This is a genomic window from Salegentibacter maritimus, assembly GCF_016236915.1.
GTDB lineage: Bacteria > Bacteroidota > Bacteroidia > Flavobacteriales > Flavobacteriaceae > Salegentibacter > Salegentibacter maritimus.
Genome location: NZ_JAEHOK010000003.1, coordinates 16598 through 33871, shown reverse-complemented (window position 1 = coordinate 33871; position 17274 = coordinate 16598). Strand labels below are relative to the sequence as shown.

16 protein-coding genes are annotated in these 17274 nt (G+C 36.2%); 3 read left to right on the top strand and 13 right to left on the bottom strand.

Annotated elements, in window-relative coordinates; translation table 11 throughout:
- Window positions 1–45 precede the first annotated feature (45 nt).
- From I6U49_RS03370 to I6U49_RS03345, 6 genes are all read right to left on the bottom strand, one after another.
- The gene (locus tag I6U49_RS03370) at window positions 46–1593 is read right to left on the bottom strand and encodes a cryptochrome/photolyase family protein (RefSeq protein WP_198627573.1); all 1548 of its coding nucleotides are present in this window, start codon (window positions 1591–1593) and stop codon (window positions 46–48) included.
- On the bottom strand, window positions 1578–2873 hold the full coding sequence (locus I6U49_RS03365; RefSeq protein ID WP_198627572.1) for a DASH family cryptochrome: 1296 nt from the start codon (window positions 2871–2873) through the stop codon (window positions 1578–1580). Before I6U49_RS03365 ends, I6U49_RS03370 begins: the two co-directional genes overlap by 16 nt.
- Window positions 2873–3010 carry a DUF2256 domain-containing protein gene (locus I6U49_RS03360; protein ID WP_193711072.1) on the bottom strand — a complete coding sequence of 46 codons (138 nt, stop codon included), beginning with the start codon at window positions 3008–3010 and terminating at the stop codon, window positions 2873–2875. The genes I6U49_RS03365 and I6U49_RS03360 overlap by 1 nt, the downstream gene beginning before the upstream one ends.
- Before the next feature lie 3 nt (window positions 3011–3013).
- Complete coding sequence (locus I6U49_RS03355) at window positions 3014–3664, bottom strand: flavin reductase family protein (RefSeq protein ID WP_193711071.1); 651 nt, start codon at window positions 3662–3664, stop codon at window positions 3014–3016.
- Window positions 3665–3785: 121 nt separating this feature from the next.
- The gene (locus tag I6U49_RS03350; RefSeq protein ID WP_193711070.1) at window positions 3786–4031 is read right to left on the bottom strand and encodes a hypothetical protein; all 246 of its coding nucleotides are present in this window, start codon (window positions 4029–4031) and stop codon (window positions 3786–3788) included.
- Window positions 4032–4147: 116 nt separating this feature from the next.
- Window positions 4148–5245 carry an alkene reductase gene (locus I6U49_RS03345; RefSeq protein ID WP_198627571.1) on the bottom strand — a complete coding sequence of 366 codons (1098 nt, stop codon included), beginning with the start codon at window positions 5243–5245 and terminating at the stop codon, window positions 4148–4150.
- 187 nt (window positions 5246–5432) lie between these two features.
- Between I6U49_RS03345 and I6U49_RS03340 the strand changes: the two genes are divergently transcribed.
- Window positions 5433–6794 (top strand): FAD-dependent oxidoreductase, encoded by a 1362-nt coding sequence (locus I6U49_RS03340; RefSeq protein WP_198627570.1) that lies wholly within the window; start codon window positions 5433–5435, stop codon window positions 6792–6794.
- Here the strand turns inward: I6U49_RS03340 and I6U49_RS03335 are convergent.
- From I6U49_RS03335 to I6U49_RS03325, 3 genes are all read right to left on the bottom strand, one after another.
- Entirely contained in the window at window positions 6786–8273 is a 1488-nt protein-coding gene (locus I6U49_RS03335) for a potassium/proton antiporter (protein ID WP_198627569.1), read from the bottom strand. The genes I6U49_RS03340 and I6U49_RS03335 overlap by 9 nt on opposite strands.
- Before the next feature lie 173 nt (window positions 8274–8446).
- Window positions 8447–9109, bottom strand: a complete 663-nt coding sequence (gene msrA, locus I6U49_RS03330; RefSeq protein WP_198627568.1) for a peptide-methionine (S)-S-oxide reductase MsrA — start codon at window positions 9107–9109, stop codon at window positions 8447–8449.
- Complete coding sequence (locus I6U49_RS03325) at window positions 9106–9672, bottom strand: hypothetical protein (protein ID WP_198627567.1); 567 nt, start codon at window positions 9670–9672, stop codon at window positions 9106–9108. The genes msrA and I6U49_RS03325 overlap by 4 nt, the downstream gene beginning before the upstream one ends.
- Before the next feature lie 315 nt (window positions 9673–9987).
- On the opposite strand from I6U49_RS03325, the gene I6U49_RS03320 reads away from it, so the two are divergent.
- Window positions 9988–10629: a hypothetical protein gene (locus I6U49_RS03320; RefSeq protein WP_198627566.1), complete on the top strand. Its 642-nt coding sequence runs from the start codon at window positions 9988–9990 to the stop codon at window positions 10627–10629.
- 329 nt (window positions 10630–10958) lie between these two features.
- Here I6U49_RS03320 and I6U49_RS03315 read toward each other — a convergent pair whose 3' ends face one another.
- Window positions 10959–11738: a zinc ribbon domain-containing protein gene (locus tag I6U49_RS03315; RefSeq protein WP_198627565.1), complete on the bottom strand. Its 780-nt coding sequence runs from the start codon at window positions 11736–11738 to the stop codon at window positions 10959–10961.
- A gap of 2 nt (window positions 11739–11740) precedes the next feature.
- A complete protein-coding gene (locus I6U49_RS03310) occupies window positions 11741–12835 on the bottom strand; it encodes a Nif3-like dinuclear metal center hexameric protein (RefSeq protein ID WP_198627564.1) in 1095 nt (364 codons plus the stop codon).
- Window positions 12836–12936: 101 nt separating this feature from the next.
- On the opposite strand from I6U49_RS03310, the gene lpxK reads away from it, so the two are divergent.
- A complete protein-coding gene (gene lpxK / locus I6U49_RS03305; RefSeq protein WP_198627563.1) occupies window positions 12937–13941 on the top strand; it encodes a tetraacyldisaccharide 4'-kinase in 1005 nt (334 codons plus the stop codon).
- A 60-nt stretch (window positions 13942–14001) separates the two neighbouring features.
- Here the strand turns inward: lpxK and I6U49_RS03300 are convergent, their stop codons facing one another.
- Together I6U49_RS03300 and gap are read right to left on the bottom strand one after the other, a co-directional pair.
- Window positions 14002–16227, bottom strand: a complete 2226-nt coding sequence (locus I6U49_RS03300) for a tetratricopeptide repeat-containing hybrid sensor histidine kinase/response regulator (protein WP_193711060.1) — start codon at window positions 16225–16227, stop codon at window positions 14002–14004.
- A 39-nt stretch (window positions 16228–16266) separates the two neighbouring features.
- Window positions 16267–17274, bottom strand: a complete 1008-nt coding sequence (gap, locus tag I6U49_RS03295; RefSeq protein WP_198627562.1) for a type I glyceraldehyde-3-phosphate dehydrogenase — start codon at window positions 17272–17274, stop codon at window positions 16267–16269.

The following is a 17274-nucleotide window of genomic DNA, read 5'->3' as shown; positions in this document are numbered from 1 at the left end:
AACTTATTTGGAGCGATATTTTTTAACTAGTGTTTAACTTGAATGTTAAAATTTTTCAGGATTATTTATTATATCGTTTGCCCGGTTTTTTATTGTAATTATTTCATCTCCCGACTTTTTATCAAGCATAGAAAGCATCATAGCCATTCTGCGGTTTCCCTTGAAGAATTCACGTTTTTCAGCTAAAAAATTCCAGTATAAAGTATTAAAAGGGCAGGAATTCTCACCGGTTTTCTTTTTGACATCATAAGCACAGGTTTTACAATAGTTGCTCATTTTATGAATATAAGAACCACTGGAAACATAGGGTTTGGTAGCTACAATTCCACCATCGGCAAACTGGCTCATACCCCGGGTATTGGTTATTTCTACCCATTCTATGGCATCTATATAAATACCCAGGTACCAGGCATCTACTTCGTTAGGGTGGGTTTGTGTAAGTAGTGCATAATTACCGGTTATCATAAGGCGCTGAATGTGATGCGCGTAGGCATTGTCTAAACTATGCTTTATACTGTGTTTTAGGCAATTCATTTTTGTATTTCCGGTCCAGTAAAATTCCGGTAGTTTATTTTGATTGTCTAACTTGTTGGTACGTCTATATCCCGGCATTTCTTTCCAGTATATGCCACGCATATATTCGCGCCAACCTAAAATTTGACGTACAAAACCTTCTACCTGTGAGATGTCTATTTCGTCTTTATGCTCTCTCCAATGCGCTATTACTGCATCTATTACTTCTTTGGGATGCAGCATTTTGGTGTTAAGCGAAAATGATAACCTGGAGTGAAATAAATATGCCTGTTCACTATGTAGCGCATCCTGAAAATCGCCAAAATAAACCAATAAATTTTTACAGAAATAATTTAAAACCGAAAGTGAATCCTCCCGGCTTGTCGGCCAATTGAATTTTTCGGCATCAATGTTTCCAAAAGTTTTAATACCAGATTTCTCTATTTCTTTGAGTATTCCTGAAACATCTTTTCTAAATCCGCGTTCGTGGGGAATTTCGGGCTTGCCGGTCCATTTTTTACGATTAGATTTATCAAAATTCCATTTGCCGCCTTCCGGGTCTTTTTCCGTAAGCATGAGCACATCGTATTTTTTACGCATATCGCGGTAAAAATATTCCATGACCATATCTTTTTTACCTTTATAAAAATTAGTAAGATCTTCTCTAGAGGTTAAAAAGTGTTCGGTGTCGTAGACTTCGGTTTCAATATGTAAGTCATTACAAAAATCTTTTAATTGAACGTCAAGACGATATTCATCGGGAAGCTGATATTCAAATTTTTCAATCTTATATTCTGAAATTAGCTGCTTTAGATTTTCGGGTAAAGTTTGTTTGTTCTTTTTATCGCTAATTTTTAAATAGAGTACCTTATGCCCACGCTCCTTTAAATACTTGGCGAAATTGCGCATGACACAAAAAAAACCAACTACTTTTTGGATATGATGCATCACATAGTCGGTTTCCTGGCGCATTTCCATAAGCACATAGAGTGTGTTTTTTTCTTGCTCTTTAAACCAGGTGTGTTTATGGTTAAGCTGATCGCCTAAAATTAATCTTAGTTTAGTTATTTTTTCAGCCATAATTCTTGAAATTTTTTATCAGGGTCATAACGTTCGGCCTGGCGTTTTATATTAAATTTACGATCCCGCGGATCGTTGCCAACTCCGCTGTTGTACATCCAGTTCCCCCAATTGCTGTGTACATCGTAATCTATAAGCAAGCTTTCAAAATATGCTGCGCCAATTCGCCAATCCTGTTTTAGTTCTTTTGCCCAAAAACTGGCAACATTTTGCCTACCACGATTGCTCATAAATCCTGTAGCGGCCAGTTCTTTCATATTCGCGTTTATAAATGCTTCTTTAGTTTCTCCACAAACCCAGCGCTGTAGAGTTTGTTTATCTTTATTCCATCTTAATTCTTTTTCTAAAATCCCATCAATTTTGAAGATTTTATTCGCGTGTTTTAATGAAATAAACTTAAAGTAATCGCGCCAAATTAGCTCAAAAATAAGCCAGTAGGTATCCTGGTTTTTAGTGATATCTTTTTCGAATTTTTTTACCGCCCAATAAATTTGTTTGGGCGAAATACTACCATTTGCAAGCCAGGCCGAAAGTTTTGAACTATAAGCTTCACCAATTAAACCGTTTCTGGTTTGTTTGTATTTAGCCAGGTTTTTAGTTTCCCAAAAATAGTGTTGTATTCTTTCTTTTGCTTGATCTTCGCCACCTTGAAACGGAAAAGCCGTCCTGGGATCCAGCTCAAATTCCTCAAATCCCAGCTCGTTTAAATCGGGTATTTTTGTAAGGTTTTCGAGTTCGAAATTTTCCTTTGTTAAGGCTTTGGGTTTTGGGAGGCATTCCCTAACAGTAACTTGGGCTTCACATTTTTTTCTGAATTCTGTAAAAACCTTTGGGATCTCATTGAAGTTCGTATAGGGGATATCTGTGGGATGAAATAAAAACTGGTCGTAAAAATCTTTAAACTCTAATTCTTCTATGGCTTCTTTTTCTACTTTCTTGATTATATCCTGCTCTTCACTGGTCCATTCTTTTTGCAAATAAATGTTGGAAATTGCATATTTCTCAAAAAAACAGGGTAAAACTTTTTCAGGTTTTTCCCGGTAAACAAATAGTGGGATATTAATTGCTGCCAGGTTCTCCTTTAATTCCTTAATTGTTTCTATCAAAAATTTCGCCCTGAATTTCCCGGTTTTTTTGAATCCATATTCTGTAAAATCAAATTGCCTGGGATCAAAAAAATAAACGGCTATTACAGCTTGATTTTCTTTGCAGGCCTTGCTTAAGGCTATATTATCTGTAACACGTAAATTATTTTGAAACCAAACCAGTGCTGTACTCATTACTTATTTCTTCTACATTTTTCACTACAATATTTAACTGAAGCCCAATTTTTCTCCCACTTTTTACGCCACCTAAATGGTTTTTTGCAAACAGGACATATTTTTTCCGGAAAGTTAGATTTCTTTACCGATTTCATAAATCATTCTTCTTTACTAAAAAAGGATTTGATCTCCTGGTCGGGCCTGGCATAATGAAAACGGTCTAACAAGTTGGGAAGTGCATAGCCATCTAAACCGTTTATGGTTACCGTTTCGGCATCATCTAAGCGCAACCAGCCGTCTGGAGCTTGTATGCCTTCATCAAAATAAATATGTTCTATGCTGCCAATAAGCATTATGGTGTCATTTTCTTTGATGTAATATTCATTTATAAATTTACAGCCTAGTTTTACGGTAGATTGTTTTACATAAGGGGCGAAAAAACCGTCCAGGTACTCTTCTTCCAGGCCGGTTTTTTGAAATTCAGAGATTTCCTCGTCGTATTTCGCGGCTGTTTGGTGTGCTTTTTCTATCATATCTTTCTGAATATGATTCACCGTAAAATACTGACTTTCTTTAATGTTCTTGTAAGTGTTTCTAGGGACTTCTTTAGTTGGCCGGGTAATAAAGCCCAGTAAGGGAGGTTCGCTGCCAAGGTGCGTAACCGAACTAAATACAGCCACATTCACAATGTTTTTGCTAGATTTTGTTGCAATAAGATTGGCAGATTTATAACCGGTAACGCTATTGATAAGATTTAAGCGAAATATTTTTTCCATTTGCCTAATTTCTTCTGAAGTAATGTGTTCCATATAGTTGAAATAAAAAGGTGACTAAAACTTAAAATGTCTGTATGAAATATTTTTTCTTCCAAACAAATTTAAGTTTTAATCACCTGAAGGCTTTAATGATTAGCTTTTCTTTATAAATTGATTAGCCTTGATTTTCCAGTTTATTAATCCTCATTTCATATTCTTCCATCGCTTCCCGAACGGCATCAACATTATCTGAAGATTTTTGATGGGCTGCATTCATGGCTTTTTCCAATTCATCGTCGGGGTGTTGAAACAAATCTGTGATCACATGATTTATCTTGTCAATAATACTTTCCTGGCTATTTTTAATGTCTTCCAGTTTATTTAAGGTGGCTCTCATTTGTTCAAGTTTCGACTCATCCATAATTTTTGTTTTATAAGTTGATTACTAAAATTAGCTTTTTATAAGACGAAATTTTAACCAATTAACCTGGTTTTAAGGACTTTTAATCTAAAATTATGAATTTTTAGGGCTACATATTAATCCTCGTATTTAGGATAATCGGTGTAACCTTTTGCGCCGGGAGTGTAAAAAGTATCTTCGTCCCAGTCGGCAATAGGTGCATTTTTAGCAAAACGTAGGGGCAAATCGGGGTTGGAAATAAACAATTTTGCAAATGAAACCATATCGGCATTTCCTTCATCAATTACCTTGTTCCCCGATTCCTGATCAAAACCGGCATTAATCATTAAATTACCTTTATAAATAGGCCGGTAGTGTTTGGCAATATTTGGTTCCAGGTAGTTTATGTCGCTTACATCGGTAAAAGGTTCAGACAAATGTGTATAGGCCAAATCGTAGGCATTTAATTTTTCGATGACATAATCAAAGGTAGCAATGGTTTCATCTGTGGCTGTAATACCAAAAGCATTGTGTAGGGAAGGGTTTAACCGTACTCCAATTCTATTTTCGGGCCATATTTCACCAACTGCTTCCAGCACTTCAAAAAAGAAACGAGCTCTGTTTTGAATACTTCCGCCATAATCATCGGTTCTAATGTTGGCGTTTTTATTAAAAAACTGGTGAATTAAATACCCATTTGATGAATGGATTTCCACCCCGTCAAACCCGGCATTTTTTGCATTTTCTGCTGCGTGTTTAAAATCCAGCACTGTTTGTTTTATATCTGCAATGCTCATTGCCTGGGGTTCTACGGTATCTTCAAAACCATCTGGAGTATAGGCCTGGGTGTTTGGGTTTACGGCGCTTGGAGCTAAAGGCTTTTCTCCATTGTGAAATTTGGGATGTGAAATTCTACCGCAATGCCATAGCTGTAAGAAAATTTTACCGTCATTTTCATGAACTGCCGTGGTAACTTTTTTCCAGGCCTCTACCTGGCCCTCGGTGTAGATTCCGGGAGTATTAATATATCCTACTGCCGCTTCAGAAATCTGTGAACCTTCGGTGATAATTAACCCGGCACCTGCCCGTTGTGAATAGTATTTGACGTGTAAATTGGTAGGTTCATTTTCCTTATTATCAGCGCGATTACGCGTCATTGGAGCCATAATTACTCGATTTTTTAATTCCAGATCTCCAATTTTAATTGGTTTCAGTAAAGCTTGATCTTTATTCATAATTACATGTTTTTAATAATAAATGTAAGGTAAGCATCACGTAAGTGCTGTTAATTAAATGGTAAATAGAAGTTTCTTAAAAAGGTTCCCCCTGCCTAAAGTCGGTAGAAATAAGTACTTTCGTAGTTTAAATCGCATTTTCCGAAAACTATAAAATTTAAAAAAGGAGATGCACAGTAGGCACTTTATGCAAACACCAAAAAAAATTGCCATTGTAGGCTCGGGACTGGTTGGATCTTTACTCGCTATTTATCTCAGAAAAGCCGGGCACGAGGTCCAGGTTTTTGATCGTAGAAAAGATGTTAGGAAAGTTGAATTTTCTGGCCGTTCAATTAACCTGGCCATGTCTAATCGTGGATGGAAGGCTTTAAGGGCAGTGGGGATTGAAGATGAAATAAAAAAGTTGGCTTTAGCATTAGATAAAAGGGCAATGCATGTGAATGATAGGCCACTTTATTACCAAAAATACGGCAAAGAGGAAGAAGCAATTTACTCTATTTCCAGAGGTGTTTTAAACCGAAAAATGATTAGCCTGGCCGAGGAAGCCGGGGCTAAGTTTAGGTTTGAAGAAAAAGTGTGGGATATAGCTATGGCTGAAGCTAAATTGTATACGGGGGAAAGTGAAAAAGGAGAGTGGAAAGAATATCAATTTGACTTGATTTTTGGTGCCGATGGCGCTTTTTCCAGGGTGAGGCATAAAATGCAAAGACAGAGCAGGTTTAACTATTCACAACACTTTATAGATGTAGGGTATAAAGAGCTAAGTATCGCAGCAAACGAAGATGGTACCCATAAATTAGATAATGCCTCTTTTCATATTTGGCCTCGTGGCGAATTTATGCTAATTGCCATGCCCAATTTAGATGGTAGCTTTACCTGTACCTTGTTTATGCCTTTTGAGGGTGAAAATTCTTTTGAAAGTATAAAAACAGAGCAAGATGCTGATTCCTTTTTTCAAAAGCATTTCCCTGATATTAACAATGAGATTGAGAACCTAAAACGGGATTTCTTTAAAAACCCCACCAGTAGTATGGTAACCGTTAAATGTTTTCCCTGGTCTTATTGGGAAAAAGTCACGTTGGTGGGTGATTCGGCGCATGCCATTGTTCCATTTTATGGGCAGGGGATGAATGCCGGATTCGAAGATATTTTGGTTTTAAGTGAAAAAATGAAGGAATTTGGCGATGATTGGGAAAGTATTTTTGAAGAATACCAAAAATCCAGAAAACCCAATGCTGATGCTATTGCAGAATTGAGCTATAGAAATTTTATAGAAATGAGCAGTAAAACAGCCGACCCCGATTTTTTACTTCGGAAGAAAATTGAGACCTGGTTCTCTAGTAAGCACCCAGATTCCTGGGTACCCTTATACTCCAGGGTTACTTTTTCTGATAAACCCTATGCCGAAGCTTTGGCTATTGGGGATTATCAGCGAAAAATTATGGATTGCGTTATGGAGCTTCCCGACATCGAAAAAAAGTGGAATTCTGCTGAAGTTGAAACTAAAATTCTGGAACTTTTAGAAAACAAATCGGCTTTCTTAGTCTAAATCTTCCTGAACATCAGCTAGAATATTCAGGCAGTCATAGACTCCAAGCATAGTTTCTTCATCTTCGGTTAACACCACTAACATATCATTGGCTTCAACCACCGTGTTTCCGTTTGGGGTAATAAACTGGTCGTCTCTGGAAATCATAGCAATGATTGCTTTTTTCGGGAATTTAAGGTCTACAATCCTTTTTCCTACCGAATGACTATGTTCCGGGATGTTTATTTCCCGTAAAAAAGATTTGGCATCATCGGCCATAAAAGCATCGACCGGCGATTTTTGCTTGGCTTTCATTGGGAGCGCAACATTAAGCCATTTTGCCACTATAGATAGAGTTGTTCCCTGAATTAATACCGAAGTAAGGGAAACGAAGAATACAATGTTAAAAATCATATCGGCTTTTTCAATCCCGGCAAGTAAAGGATAGGTAGCAAATACAATAGGGACAGCACCACGTAGGCCCACCCAGGAAATATACCAACGCCGGCGCATCTTCATTTTAAAGAAAATTAAGCTTAGAAACACCCCCAAAGGCCTTGCTATAAAAATAAGGAATACCGAGATAAAAATTCCCACGCCAATCACAGGAACTATATGCGATGGGTAAACCAATAAACCTAAGGTAAGGAAGAGTACAATTTGCATAAGCCAGGCAAGCCCATCAAACATGCGCATAATGGTCTTTTTATGAATAATGTTGTGATTCCCAAGGTACACACCACTTAAATAAACGGCTAGAAAGCCATTACCACCAAGGGCATCGGTAGCAGAAAATACTATAAACATTAAGGCTATGGCCAGTACAGGATAAAGTCCTTCAAAATCTAATTTAATCCTGTTAATTACTATTTTACTTAGTTTTCCAAAAATAAAACCAAGTAATGCGCCAATAAGAATTTGCTGTAGGAATAATGGGATTATACTATAAATACTTTGATCCTGATTTACTACGAGGCCTAAAAATGCAATGGTAAGAAAATAGGCCATGGGGTCGTTACTACCGCTTTCTAACTCCAGCGTAGGTCTGAGATTAGATTTTAGGGCCAGGTTTTTTGATCTTAAAATTGAAAAGACGGCGGCAGCATCTGTTGAAGATACTATGGCGCCAAGTAATAAGCCCTCATAAATAGTAAAGTCTGTAATAAACCATACAAACGCGCCTACGCTTACCGCTGTAAATAAAACACCAAGAATAGAAAGGGAAATTCCCTGCCACATTACCGGTTTTATAGTTTTCCAACTGGTGTCCAGGCCACCGGAGAATAAGATGAAATTTAGGGAAACAATACCTATAAATTGGGCTAGTTTAGGGTCGTTAAAGTAAATGCCCCCAATACCTTCAGATCCTGAAAGGATTCCAACAGCAAGAAAAAGCACCAGAGTCGGTACACCAAAACGATAGGAAGTTTTGCCTGCAAGAATGCTTATAAATAATAAAAGCGAACCTATTAAGAGAATGTTTTCTATAGTGATGCTCATGAGATAGGTTGATGCACTACCTTGGAATAGTTTTAAACTTTAAGGTACGCTCGCTAATTTTTATATTATACAATTTTAAGAAGCCGGGTTTGATTTCAGCCGTAAAAGTAAATATTTCATCTTTTTCAATAAAGCTGAATTTTAGGAATAATGAATATTAAATTCTTAAAATTTTAATGTGATTCTTCTTTAAGGATTTCAGGAAACTTTTCCTTAAAACGATTTAACCTCGGAATAGAAACCTTTTGGATGTAAGGATTGTTAGGATTATTTTTTTCATAATTCTGATGATAATCTTCGGCTACCCAAAATTTCTGAAATGGTAAGATTTCTGCAGCAATTGGTTTTTTGTAATCTTTAGCTATTGCATTCTTTACTTCATTAATAATCTCTTTTTGTTCCTTGTTTTGAAAAAAAATTAAAGATCTGTATTGGGAACCTATATCGGGGCCTTGCCCATTTACCTGGGTGGGATCCTGTGAAGCAAAGTAAACTTCTACTAAAGTTTTAAAGCTAACCACATCTGGGTTGTAAATAACTTCTACAGCTTCAGCGTGCCCGGTTCTTCCGGTGTTGCTTGACTCGTAAGTTGGGTTTTTGGTATGGCCACCGGCATATCCCGAGATGGCTTCTTTTACTCCTGCTACACTTTCATAAATAGCTTCAACACACCAAAAGCACCCACTGGCAAAGTAGGCTTTTTCATAGCCATTTTCTGCGGGAACCTCTACCGGATCTGCATTGGCAATTTCTGGTTTGGTGACGGTTTTTTCCTGCGCATTATTTCCGCAAGAGATTAATAAGAATATGATTGTGGGTAAGAAAAATCGCTTCATTGCTCTATTTTTTTATAAGTTCCTTCTAATGTTTTTTTGCCATAGATAGCATAATCTAGGGCCAGTTCTCCATCTATAGAAAAACCTTTCCAATCTAATGTAAGCATACCGTTTTGTCCCTGGTTCAATACGGCAATAGGAATATTAGTGTCAAATTTATCCCAGGGAATGTCCTGATTGTTTTCCTGATTTAAGGCTTTTACGTAATAAAAGTTCACAACATCGCCAGCCTGATTGTATTTAGCTTCGATATAGAATTTATCTTCGGCCAAACATAACTCTATGCGATTATCTGTTTCAAATTTTAGGCAATAACAACTACAATTAGTTTCGTTGTTTTTTAAATATGTATTACCAGAAATAGCGGCACTTAAAGAACCTAAATTGTTCTTAGTATTACCTTCCGCCTTTTTTTGAATATCAACCCCGGCGCTTGTGTTTGTAGAATCAAACTTAGTAATATTGTTTTCTTCTGTTTGGGTACCTGAATCACTGTTCTGACTGTTGTTCTTGCAGGATACCAGCATCAAGGCGAGGCAAAGTATGCTAATATAAAACTTCATGACTAAAAAGGTTTAGTTGATAATAAAGGTAGTTTTAAAAAAGAAAATATATGTGAAAAGCTTGTTAATCCATAGTATGTTTATTGTGGTTAAGGTATTTTTCATTTTGAAATATTTGAAAGATGTAAATAATTTTGTCACAATTTAACAGGATTTAATAATTTTGTTTAATTTTATCGCTTTAATGTTAAAAAGCGATTTGAGAATTGATTTCAAATGAAACTCAAAAAGTATTTCTATAGAAATGCCATTATAAATAGGACTTAACAGCAAGCTTAGAAATTTTATAATTATTAATTAACCCCCCCAATCAAAATGAAAAATAGATTTACATTATTTTCAGGTATTTTAGTATTATTGATTAGTTTTCAGTCATGTACTGCAGAGTCAGAAGAAGCTACACCTAATGCCAGTGAACTCGAAGAAGAGCTCGCGCTAGAAAACAAAGGAGTTCTTAAGGTTGAAGCTATTACCTATATTTTTAAGGAAACTGGCGAAACTTCCAAATTTAATGATGAGTATAGAGATTTTAACTTTAAATTTATTGAGGAATTCCCTTACAGTACTTCTACTACCAGTAAACATGCTATTGAAGGTTTAACTATAACTAACCCAAATACAGGGGAATATATGATATTTTCCAATTTCGAAGCCTTGAAAAACGGTTTTGATCAATTCGATATTGAATTGAGTACGGGACAGGTTTTAACTTCAGTATTATTTAAACCAGGAAAGGCTAATAACTCTTCAAATAAGTGGCATGACGGCTGGCCTATAGTAGAGGAGCCTTCGCCGGTAATAGGGGCAATGATAGAGCTTTCTCAACAAGTTTCTTTAAGTGAATGTGGTTCTACAGACCCTTGTGCTGAAGAAGGGAACAATTCTACAATTAGCCTAACCAATGGCGACTCTTGGTTTGGTGGTATTGAAGACTGTTCTGTAGAGTGTGCAGAGTAACCAAATAGAATTTTAAAAAAAGAGGCTGTCTGAAAAGCTTTTAAAACCGTCATCTTGAATTTATTTCAATATCTAAGGTGTTGGTAATTAAAAACATGTTAGAAGCTGAAACAAGTTCAGCTTGACGAGAATAGATTTTTCAGACAGCTTTTTTATTAGTACCTGGGTTGTCTCGAAATTAAAAAAAATATTTCCAACGAATGGCCTCATGGGCTTGCCCCGAGGTAGTTTACTTATGAAAATATAAAACCGCCTAAAAATTGATATTTTAGGCGGTTTTTATGTTTTAACCGGTGAGGCTTAATGTTTAGCTTTTGCTTGCTTTAATCTTAAGATTTTGCAAAAAGATTTTGCATTTTTTCCTGTTCTTCCTGGGCAAGCTCTTGATCTACAAGGATTCTACCACTATGTTCATCGGTAATAATCTTTTTTCTACCGGCAATCTCCATAATTACCTGCGGCGGAATAGTAAAATAAGAACCTCCAGAAGCACCTCTTTCAACCGGTACAATAGCAAGTCCGTTTTTAACATTAGCTCTTATTCTCTTATAAGCTTTTACCAGGCGTTCTTCGATATCCTTTTCGAGCTCAGCTGATTTCTTTATAAGTGCCTCTTCTTCTTTTTCTGTCTCGGCAAGAATTTCATTTAATTCACCTTTTTTATGCTCAAGGTGTTTTTTTCTTTCTTCCAAACGTCCTTTGGCTTGTTCAATTAACTCTTTTTTCTGTTCAATTTGAGCCCTGTATTCTTTAATGTGTTTTTCGGCAAGTTCTATTTCCAATTCCTGGAATTCAACTTCTTTGCTAAGCGCATTAAATTCACGGTTATTACGCACGTTTTTTTGTTGCTCAGCATATTTCTTCATGGTCGATTTAGACTCATCAATAAGGTTTTTCTTACTCTTAATGTCGTTCTCGATCACTTCAATATCGGCATCCATTTTTTCCAAACGCTTGCTCAATCCTGTTACTTCATCCTCCAAATCTTCTACCTCTAGTGGAAGCTCACCGCGTACGTTCCTTATTTCATCAATTCTGGAATCAACCAGCTGAAGGTCGTATAACGCTCTTAACTTGTCTTCTACAGTAACATCGTTCTTTTTTGCCATAGTTATATATACTTGATTGGATTGGTGTTTGTCTCTGCTAAAATAAGTGCAAAATTACTAATTTTTTTTGTAAGATAAGAATGTAATAAATCTTTTGTGAATTGCTCACTTTCATAATGGCCAATATCGGCTAAAATAAAGTTTTTATCGCCTTTGTAAAAATCATGGTATTTTAAGTCGGCAGTAAGATAGATGTCGGCTCCGGCACCTTTTGCCTCATTAATGGCAAAGCTGCCACTACCACCCAAAACTGCCACTTTCTTGATTTGTGTATCTCCAAAATCCGAGTGCCTTATGCAACCACAGTTAAATTGATTTTTAATTCTTTTTAAAAAGCTTGTAGGGCTTTCCGGATTTTCCAGTTCACCTATCATTCCCATTCCTAAATGTTGATTTTTGTTATCAATTGTATTTATTTCATACGCTACTTCTTCATAAGGATGGCTTTTAAACAGGGCGGTAATCAAGGTGCTCTCCAAATGAGCCGGGTAGGTAACGCCTATTTGTGTTTCCTCCTCTAAATGTAGGTTTCCGCGGGAACCAATTACCGGGTTTGCCTCTTCGTTGGGTTTAAAACTACCTTCTCCTTTAACATTAAAACTGCAGTGGTCATAATTTCCTACACTTCCGCCACCGGCGTCAAAAAGGGCGTTTCTTACCTCTGCGGCTTGTTGGTTTGGAACAAAGGTGGTTAGTTTCTTTATACTGTTTTTACGCGGAATTAAAATTTGTCTATTTTTAAGCCCTATCTTTTCGCATATCATATCGTTTACCCCTTTGTATTGATTGTCTAGAGCGGTATGAATTGCATAAATCGCTATATCGTTTTTAATTGCTTTAATAATCGTTTTTTGCACATAGTCTTTACCGGTTAGCTTTTTTATACCCGAAAAAATTATGGGATGAAAACTAATAATGAGATTGCAATTTTTATCGATAGCTTCATCTACAACACTTTCCAGACTGTCTAAGGTAATAAGTGCTCCGGTAACTTTTGCGTTAATATTACCCACCAAAAGGCCAACATTATCAAAATCTTCGGCATAAGCTGGCGGGGCAAATTCTTCAATTATAGCTATAACTTCTTTTACAAGCATTTGTTTTTAGTTTTTATAAACTTAGGAGGTTGGTTTTTATTAATTTCGTGATAATTTTTAATTCAGCTAAGTCCAAATATAATTATTATAGTCTGCCCTGTATGAAGATTTTACGAAAAATGCTGATTCCTTTTGCGTTATTATATGGTTTTATAACCTGGAGTAGAAATTTGCTTTATAACGCCAAAATACTCGATTCTAGATCTTATGATTTTCCGGTGATATGTGTAGGGAACCTAAATGCGGGGGGCACGGGCAAATCGCCAATGATAGAGTTTTTACTGAAGTTTCTTTTGCCAAACTATAAAGTTGCTACTTTAAGCAGGGGGTATAGGAGAAGTACTTCTGGCTATAAGTTGTTAAGTGGAGAAGAGCCGGCAACAGAGGTGGGAGATGAGCCTTTACAATTTAAAAGAAAGTTTAATAAAGTTATGATTGCGGTAGACGCCAACCGACAAAATGGAATTTCAAATCTTAGAAAACAAAATGCAGAAATTATTTTATTGGATGATGCTTTTCAACATAGAAAAGTAAAGGCTGGACTGAATATTTTACTCACTGCTTACAATGATTTATATGTTGATGATGTTATGTTGCCAACGGGGAATTTAAGAGAGCCAACAGTAGGAGCAGAACGTGCTAAAATAATTGTGGTTACTAAATGCCCGCGAAAGCTTACACATAGAGAAATGGATGCCATTAGAACTAAACTTAGATTACATAACTACCAGCAATTATATTTTAGTTTTATTGATTATTCTGAAGAAATAAACTCTGAAGAAGCCAGCATTAAACTAGATGATTTAAAAGATAAATGTTTTACTTTGGTTACGGGGATTGCAAACCCTAAACCACTTGTAAATTATTTAAAGACAAAAGGTTTTAACTTTAAGCATCGTATTTTTAAAGACCATCATAATTTTACCGATAAAGAAATAGCAGAGCTAACCAAAGAAGCACTAATTTTAACTACCGAAAAAGATTACGTGCGTTTATATACTTATTTTAAACCCAGGCAGCTCTACTACCTGCCGGTAAAGACTGCTTTTTTAAATAACGAAGCAGAATTTAAGGCCGAAATAATAAAATTTGTAAAAGGACAATAGGCTTTATTTGTACTTACTTAATAGTGAGTAATTGGTTTAATAAAGTGGCTAGGGTGCTTTTTAAACCGTACTCTGTTTTAAGGCTAATTGCTTATTAATTTTCAGGAAAAATTCTTCCGTTTTATAGGGTTTTGGAATAATATCGCTAAATCCGTTTAAGTAGAACTCATCAAGATTATCGTCTAAAGTAACAGCGGTTAAGGCAATGATGGGGATTTCAGTATTAAATTTTCTAATTTCTTTAGTGGCTTCTATCCCACTTATTCCCGGCATATGGATATCCATAAGAATAAGATCGTATTCATTTTCCTTGGTTTTTTCTACAGCAATAGTACCGTTATCGGCCACCTCGCAAATAACCTGATGTTTTTCCAGGATTTTACGGGTAATCATTTGGTTTATCTTATTGTCTTCCACAATAAGTATGTTTTTGCCTTCTAATCTATCTTCAACAGGTGCTTCTGCATCCTGGGATGTTTTATTTGTATTATTTTCTATTTCTTTAGCTTCAAACTTTAGCTGAAAAGTAAAAGTTGAACCTTTGCCCAAATCACTTTCCAGCTCAATTTCACTGCCTAGTAAACTAAGAAGATTTTTTACTATAGATAATCCTAAACCGGTTCCCCCAAATTTACGATTAATCTGTGTGGAGCCCTGGGTGAAGTTTTCAAAAATTGCTTTTTGTTTTTCCTTTGAAATTCCCTCGCCGTTATCTTTAATTTCAAAATCAAGTAAAATAATATTTCCTTCGTGAGAGTTTTTAGAGACATTAATCCATATATCCCCGTCTTCGGTGAATTTTATAGAGTTTCCAATTAAATTTATTAAGATTTGTGATATTTTTAATGGGTCGCCTTTTATCTCTTCGGGAATAGAATTGTCGTAGTTAAGGTGGATTTTAGTATTTTTTTGGTCTGCCGAGTTTTGAAGTGCAACCAATACATCTGAAATACGCTTTTTAAGGTCAAAAGAAGCCTCCATAACTTCTACCTTGTTAGCTTCCAGTTTGTTAAGGTCTAAAATGTTGTTGATAAGTGAAAGTAAATATTCACCAGAAAATTTTAATGAATTAAGATGCTCTTTTTGGTTTTCGGTAGGGCTTTCTTCTAACAATAGGTGTGTAAGGCCGGTTACAGCATATAGGGGCGTTCTTAACTCGTGAGTAATTGTAGAGAGAAACTGAGCTTTGGCCAGGGAAGCTTTTTCTGCATTTTCTTTGGCTTTTGTAAGCTCTGTGTTTTTCTTTTGTAGCAATTCGTTGGCACGGGCCCTTAAGTTATTGTTTTTGTAGAGTGACAGGGTTAAAAGCGAGAGAATGGTAATAAGTGCCACACTAAGAATTGTGGTTAGTTTATTAACTTTTAACTTGCTTTCCTGTTCGGCATTCTGAAGGCTCAATTCATTTAAACTACTTTGCAAGGCATCTATTCCATATTTGGCATTTGCTTGTTCGGCCAGTACCTCCTTATTCATTGCAATTATGGAGTCATTACGTGCATAACTTTTTTGAAGATAATCCAGGGAAGTCTTGTAATTACCGGTTTCCTCATAAATTATACTCAGTTGCTTATAGATGCTCATTATCATGCCGCCAAAATTGTTAGCCTTGGCAATTGCTAATGCCTTGTTGCAGTTCTCTTCGGCCAGTTCGTAGTTCTTGAGGGCTATATGAGCTCTACCGGTATAGTAATAGAGTCTTGAAAGTTCGTACATGTTTTCAGACTCTGAGAGTTGTATTTTTGCCTTTTCCAGAAGTTTTAAGGCTTCATTGATCTGTTTTTCAGATTTTTGAATGATAATCGCCCGGTTTAAAGAAACTATTCCAAGGTATTCCTGATTGTCTAATTTTAAGTAGAGTTCTTCTGCCAGGTTGAGATAACGGTTTGCCCGGGTTTTGTTATGTTTAGCCATAAAAATTTTAGCAAAATTTACATAGCTGTAAGCCAATCCTTTTTCGTCGCCCACTTCACGTTGAATAGAAATTGCCCGGTTTAACTCGGTTATCGCTTTATCGTATTCGTGTCTTATATAATAAAGTTTGGCAAGAATACTACTGGATAATGCAATAAAGCGCTTATCATCAATAGATTTTGAAAGTTCTAAAGAAGAATTTAATTGTTCAATGGCGCGGTCAAAATCTAATGTATTTACTGAAACTTCAGCATCGTTGATTAACTGCTGAATTCTTTCATTGGCCAATTGAAGATGTTTGGAATCGTCTTGCTGAATTGCAAAAGAAAAATTACAATAAAATACGAATATTAGTATAAAGTTGAATCTCTTCATTATGGAAAATCAGCATACGCTTAATGGATATAAAGATAGTTATTTCTCATTAACCATTGAAATTAAATCGATAAGACGACTGGAATAACCGATCTCATTATCATACCATCCAATAATCTTGACTAGCTTACCACTTATCACCGATGTCATTTGAGCATCAAAAATACAAGAATGCGGATTATTGTTAATGTCTATAGAAACAATGGGATCTTCGGTGTAACTAAGAATTCCTTTTAAGGAAGTTGTAGCCGCATCTTTAAAGAGTTTGTTTACGGCCGTTATGTTGGTTTCTTTACGAACATTAAGGGTCATATCTGTTAGGGAACCGTTGGGTACGGGAACCCTAATTCCACAACCTCCAATAACTTCACTAATCTCGGGGAAAATACCGGTTAATGCTTTTGCTGCTCCAGTAGTAGTAGGAATTATAGATTGGGCTGCTGCACGGCTTCTTCTAAGGTCCCTATGTGGTTTGTCGTGTAAGCTCTGGTCTGAGGTGTATGAGTGTATGGTTGTAATATATGCTTGTTCTACTATAAAATTTTCATGAATCAATTTTAGCATGGGGGCGGCATTATTGGTAGTGCAGCTGGCATTTGAAATAATTTCTTCACTACCATCCAAGATATGTTCATTGACGCCCAATACCACCATTTTAATATCATTATCTTCAGGTGGAACAGATAAAATTACCTTTTTCGCGCCATTGGTAATGTGATGTTGAAGTTCCTCTTTGGTCTTGAACCTTCCTGTAGATTCTACTACAATATCAACTCTATGTTTCTCCCAGTTAATCTCTTTGGGATGGGATTCGTTTAATAGAGGGATAGAGATTCCATTTACTATAAGCTTGTCCTCTTCGGAAGAAATCTCAGCAGGCGAAATTCCGTGGATACTATCGTATTTTAAAAGGTGAGCCAGGGTTTTGGCGTCGGCCACATCGTTAATAGCAACTACATTGATGCTTTTATGTGATATTAAAAGCCTAAATAGGCTTCGCCCAATACGGCCAAAACCGTTTATGGCTATATTGATGCTTTTGTTCAT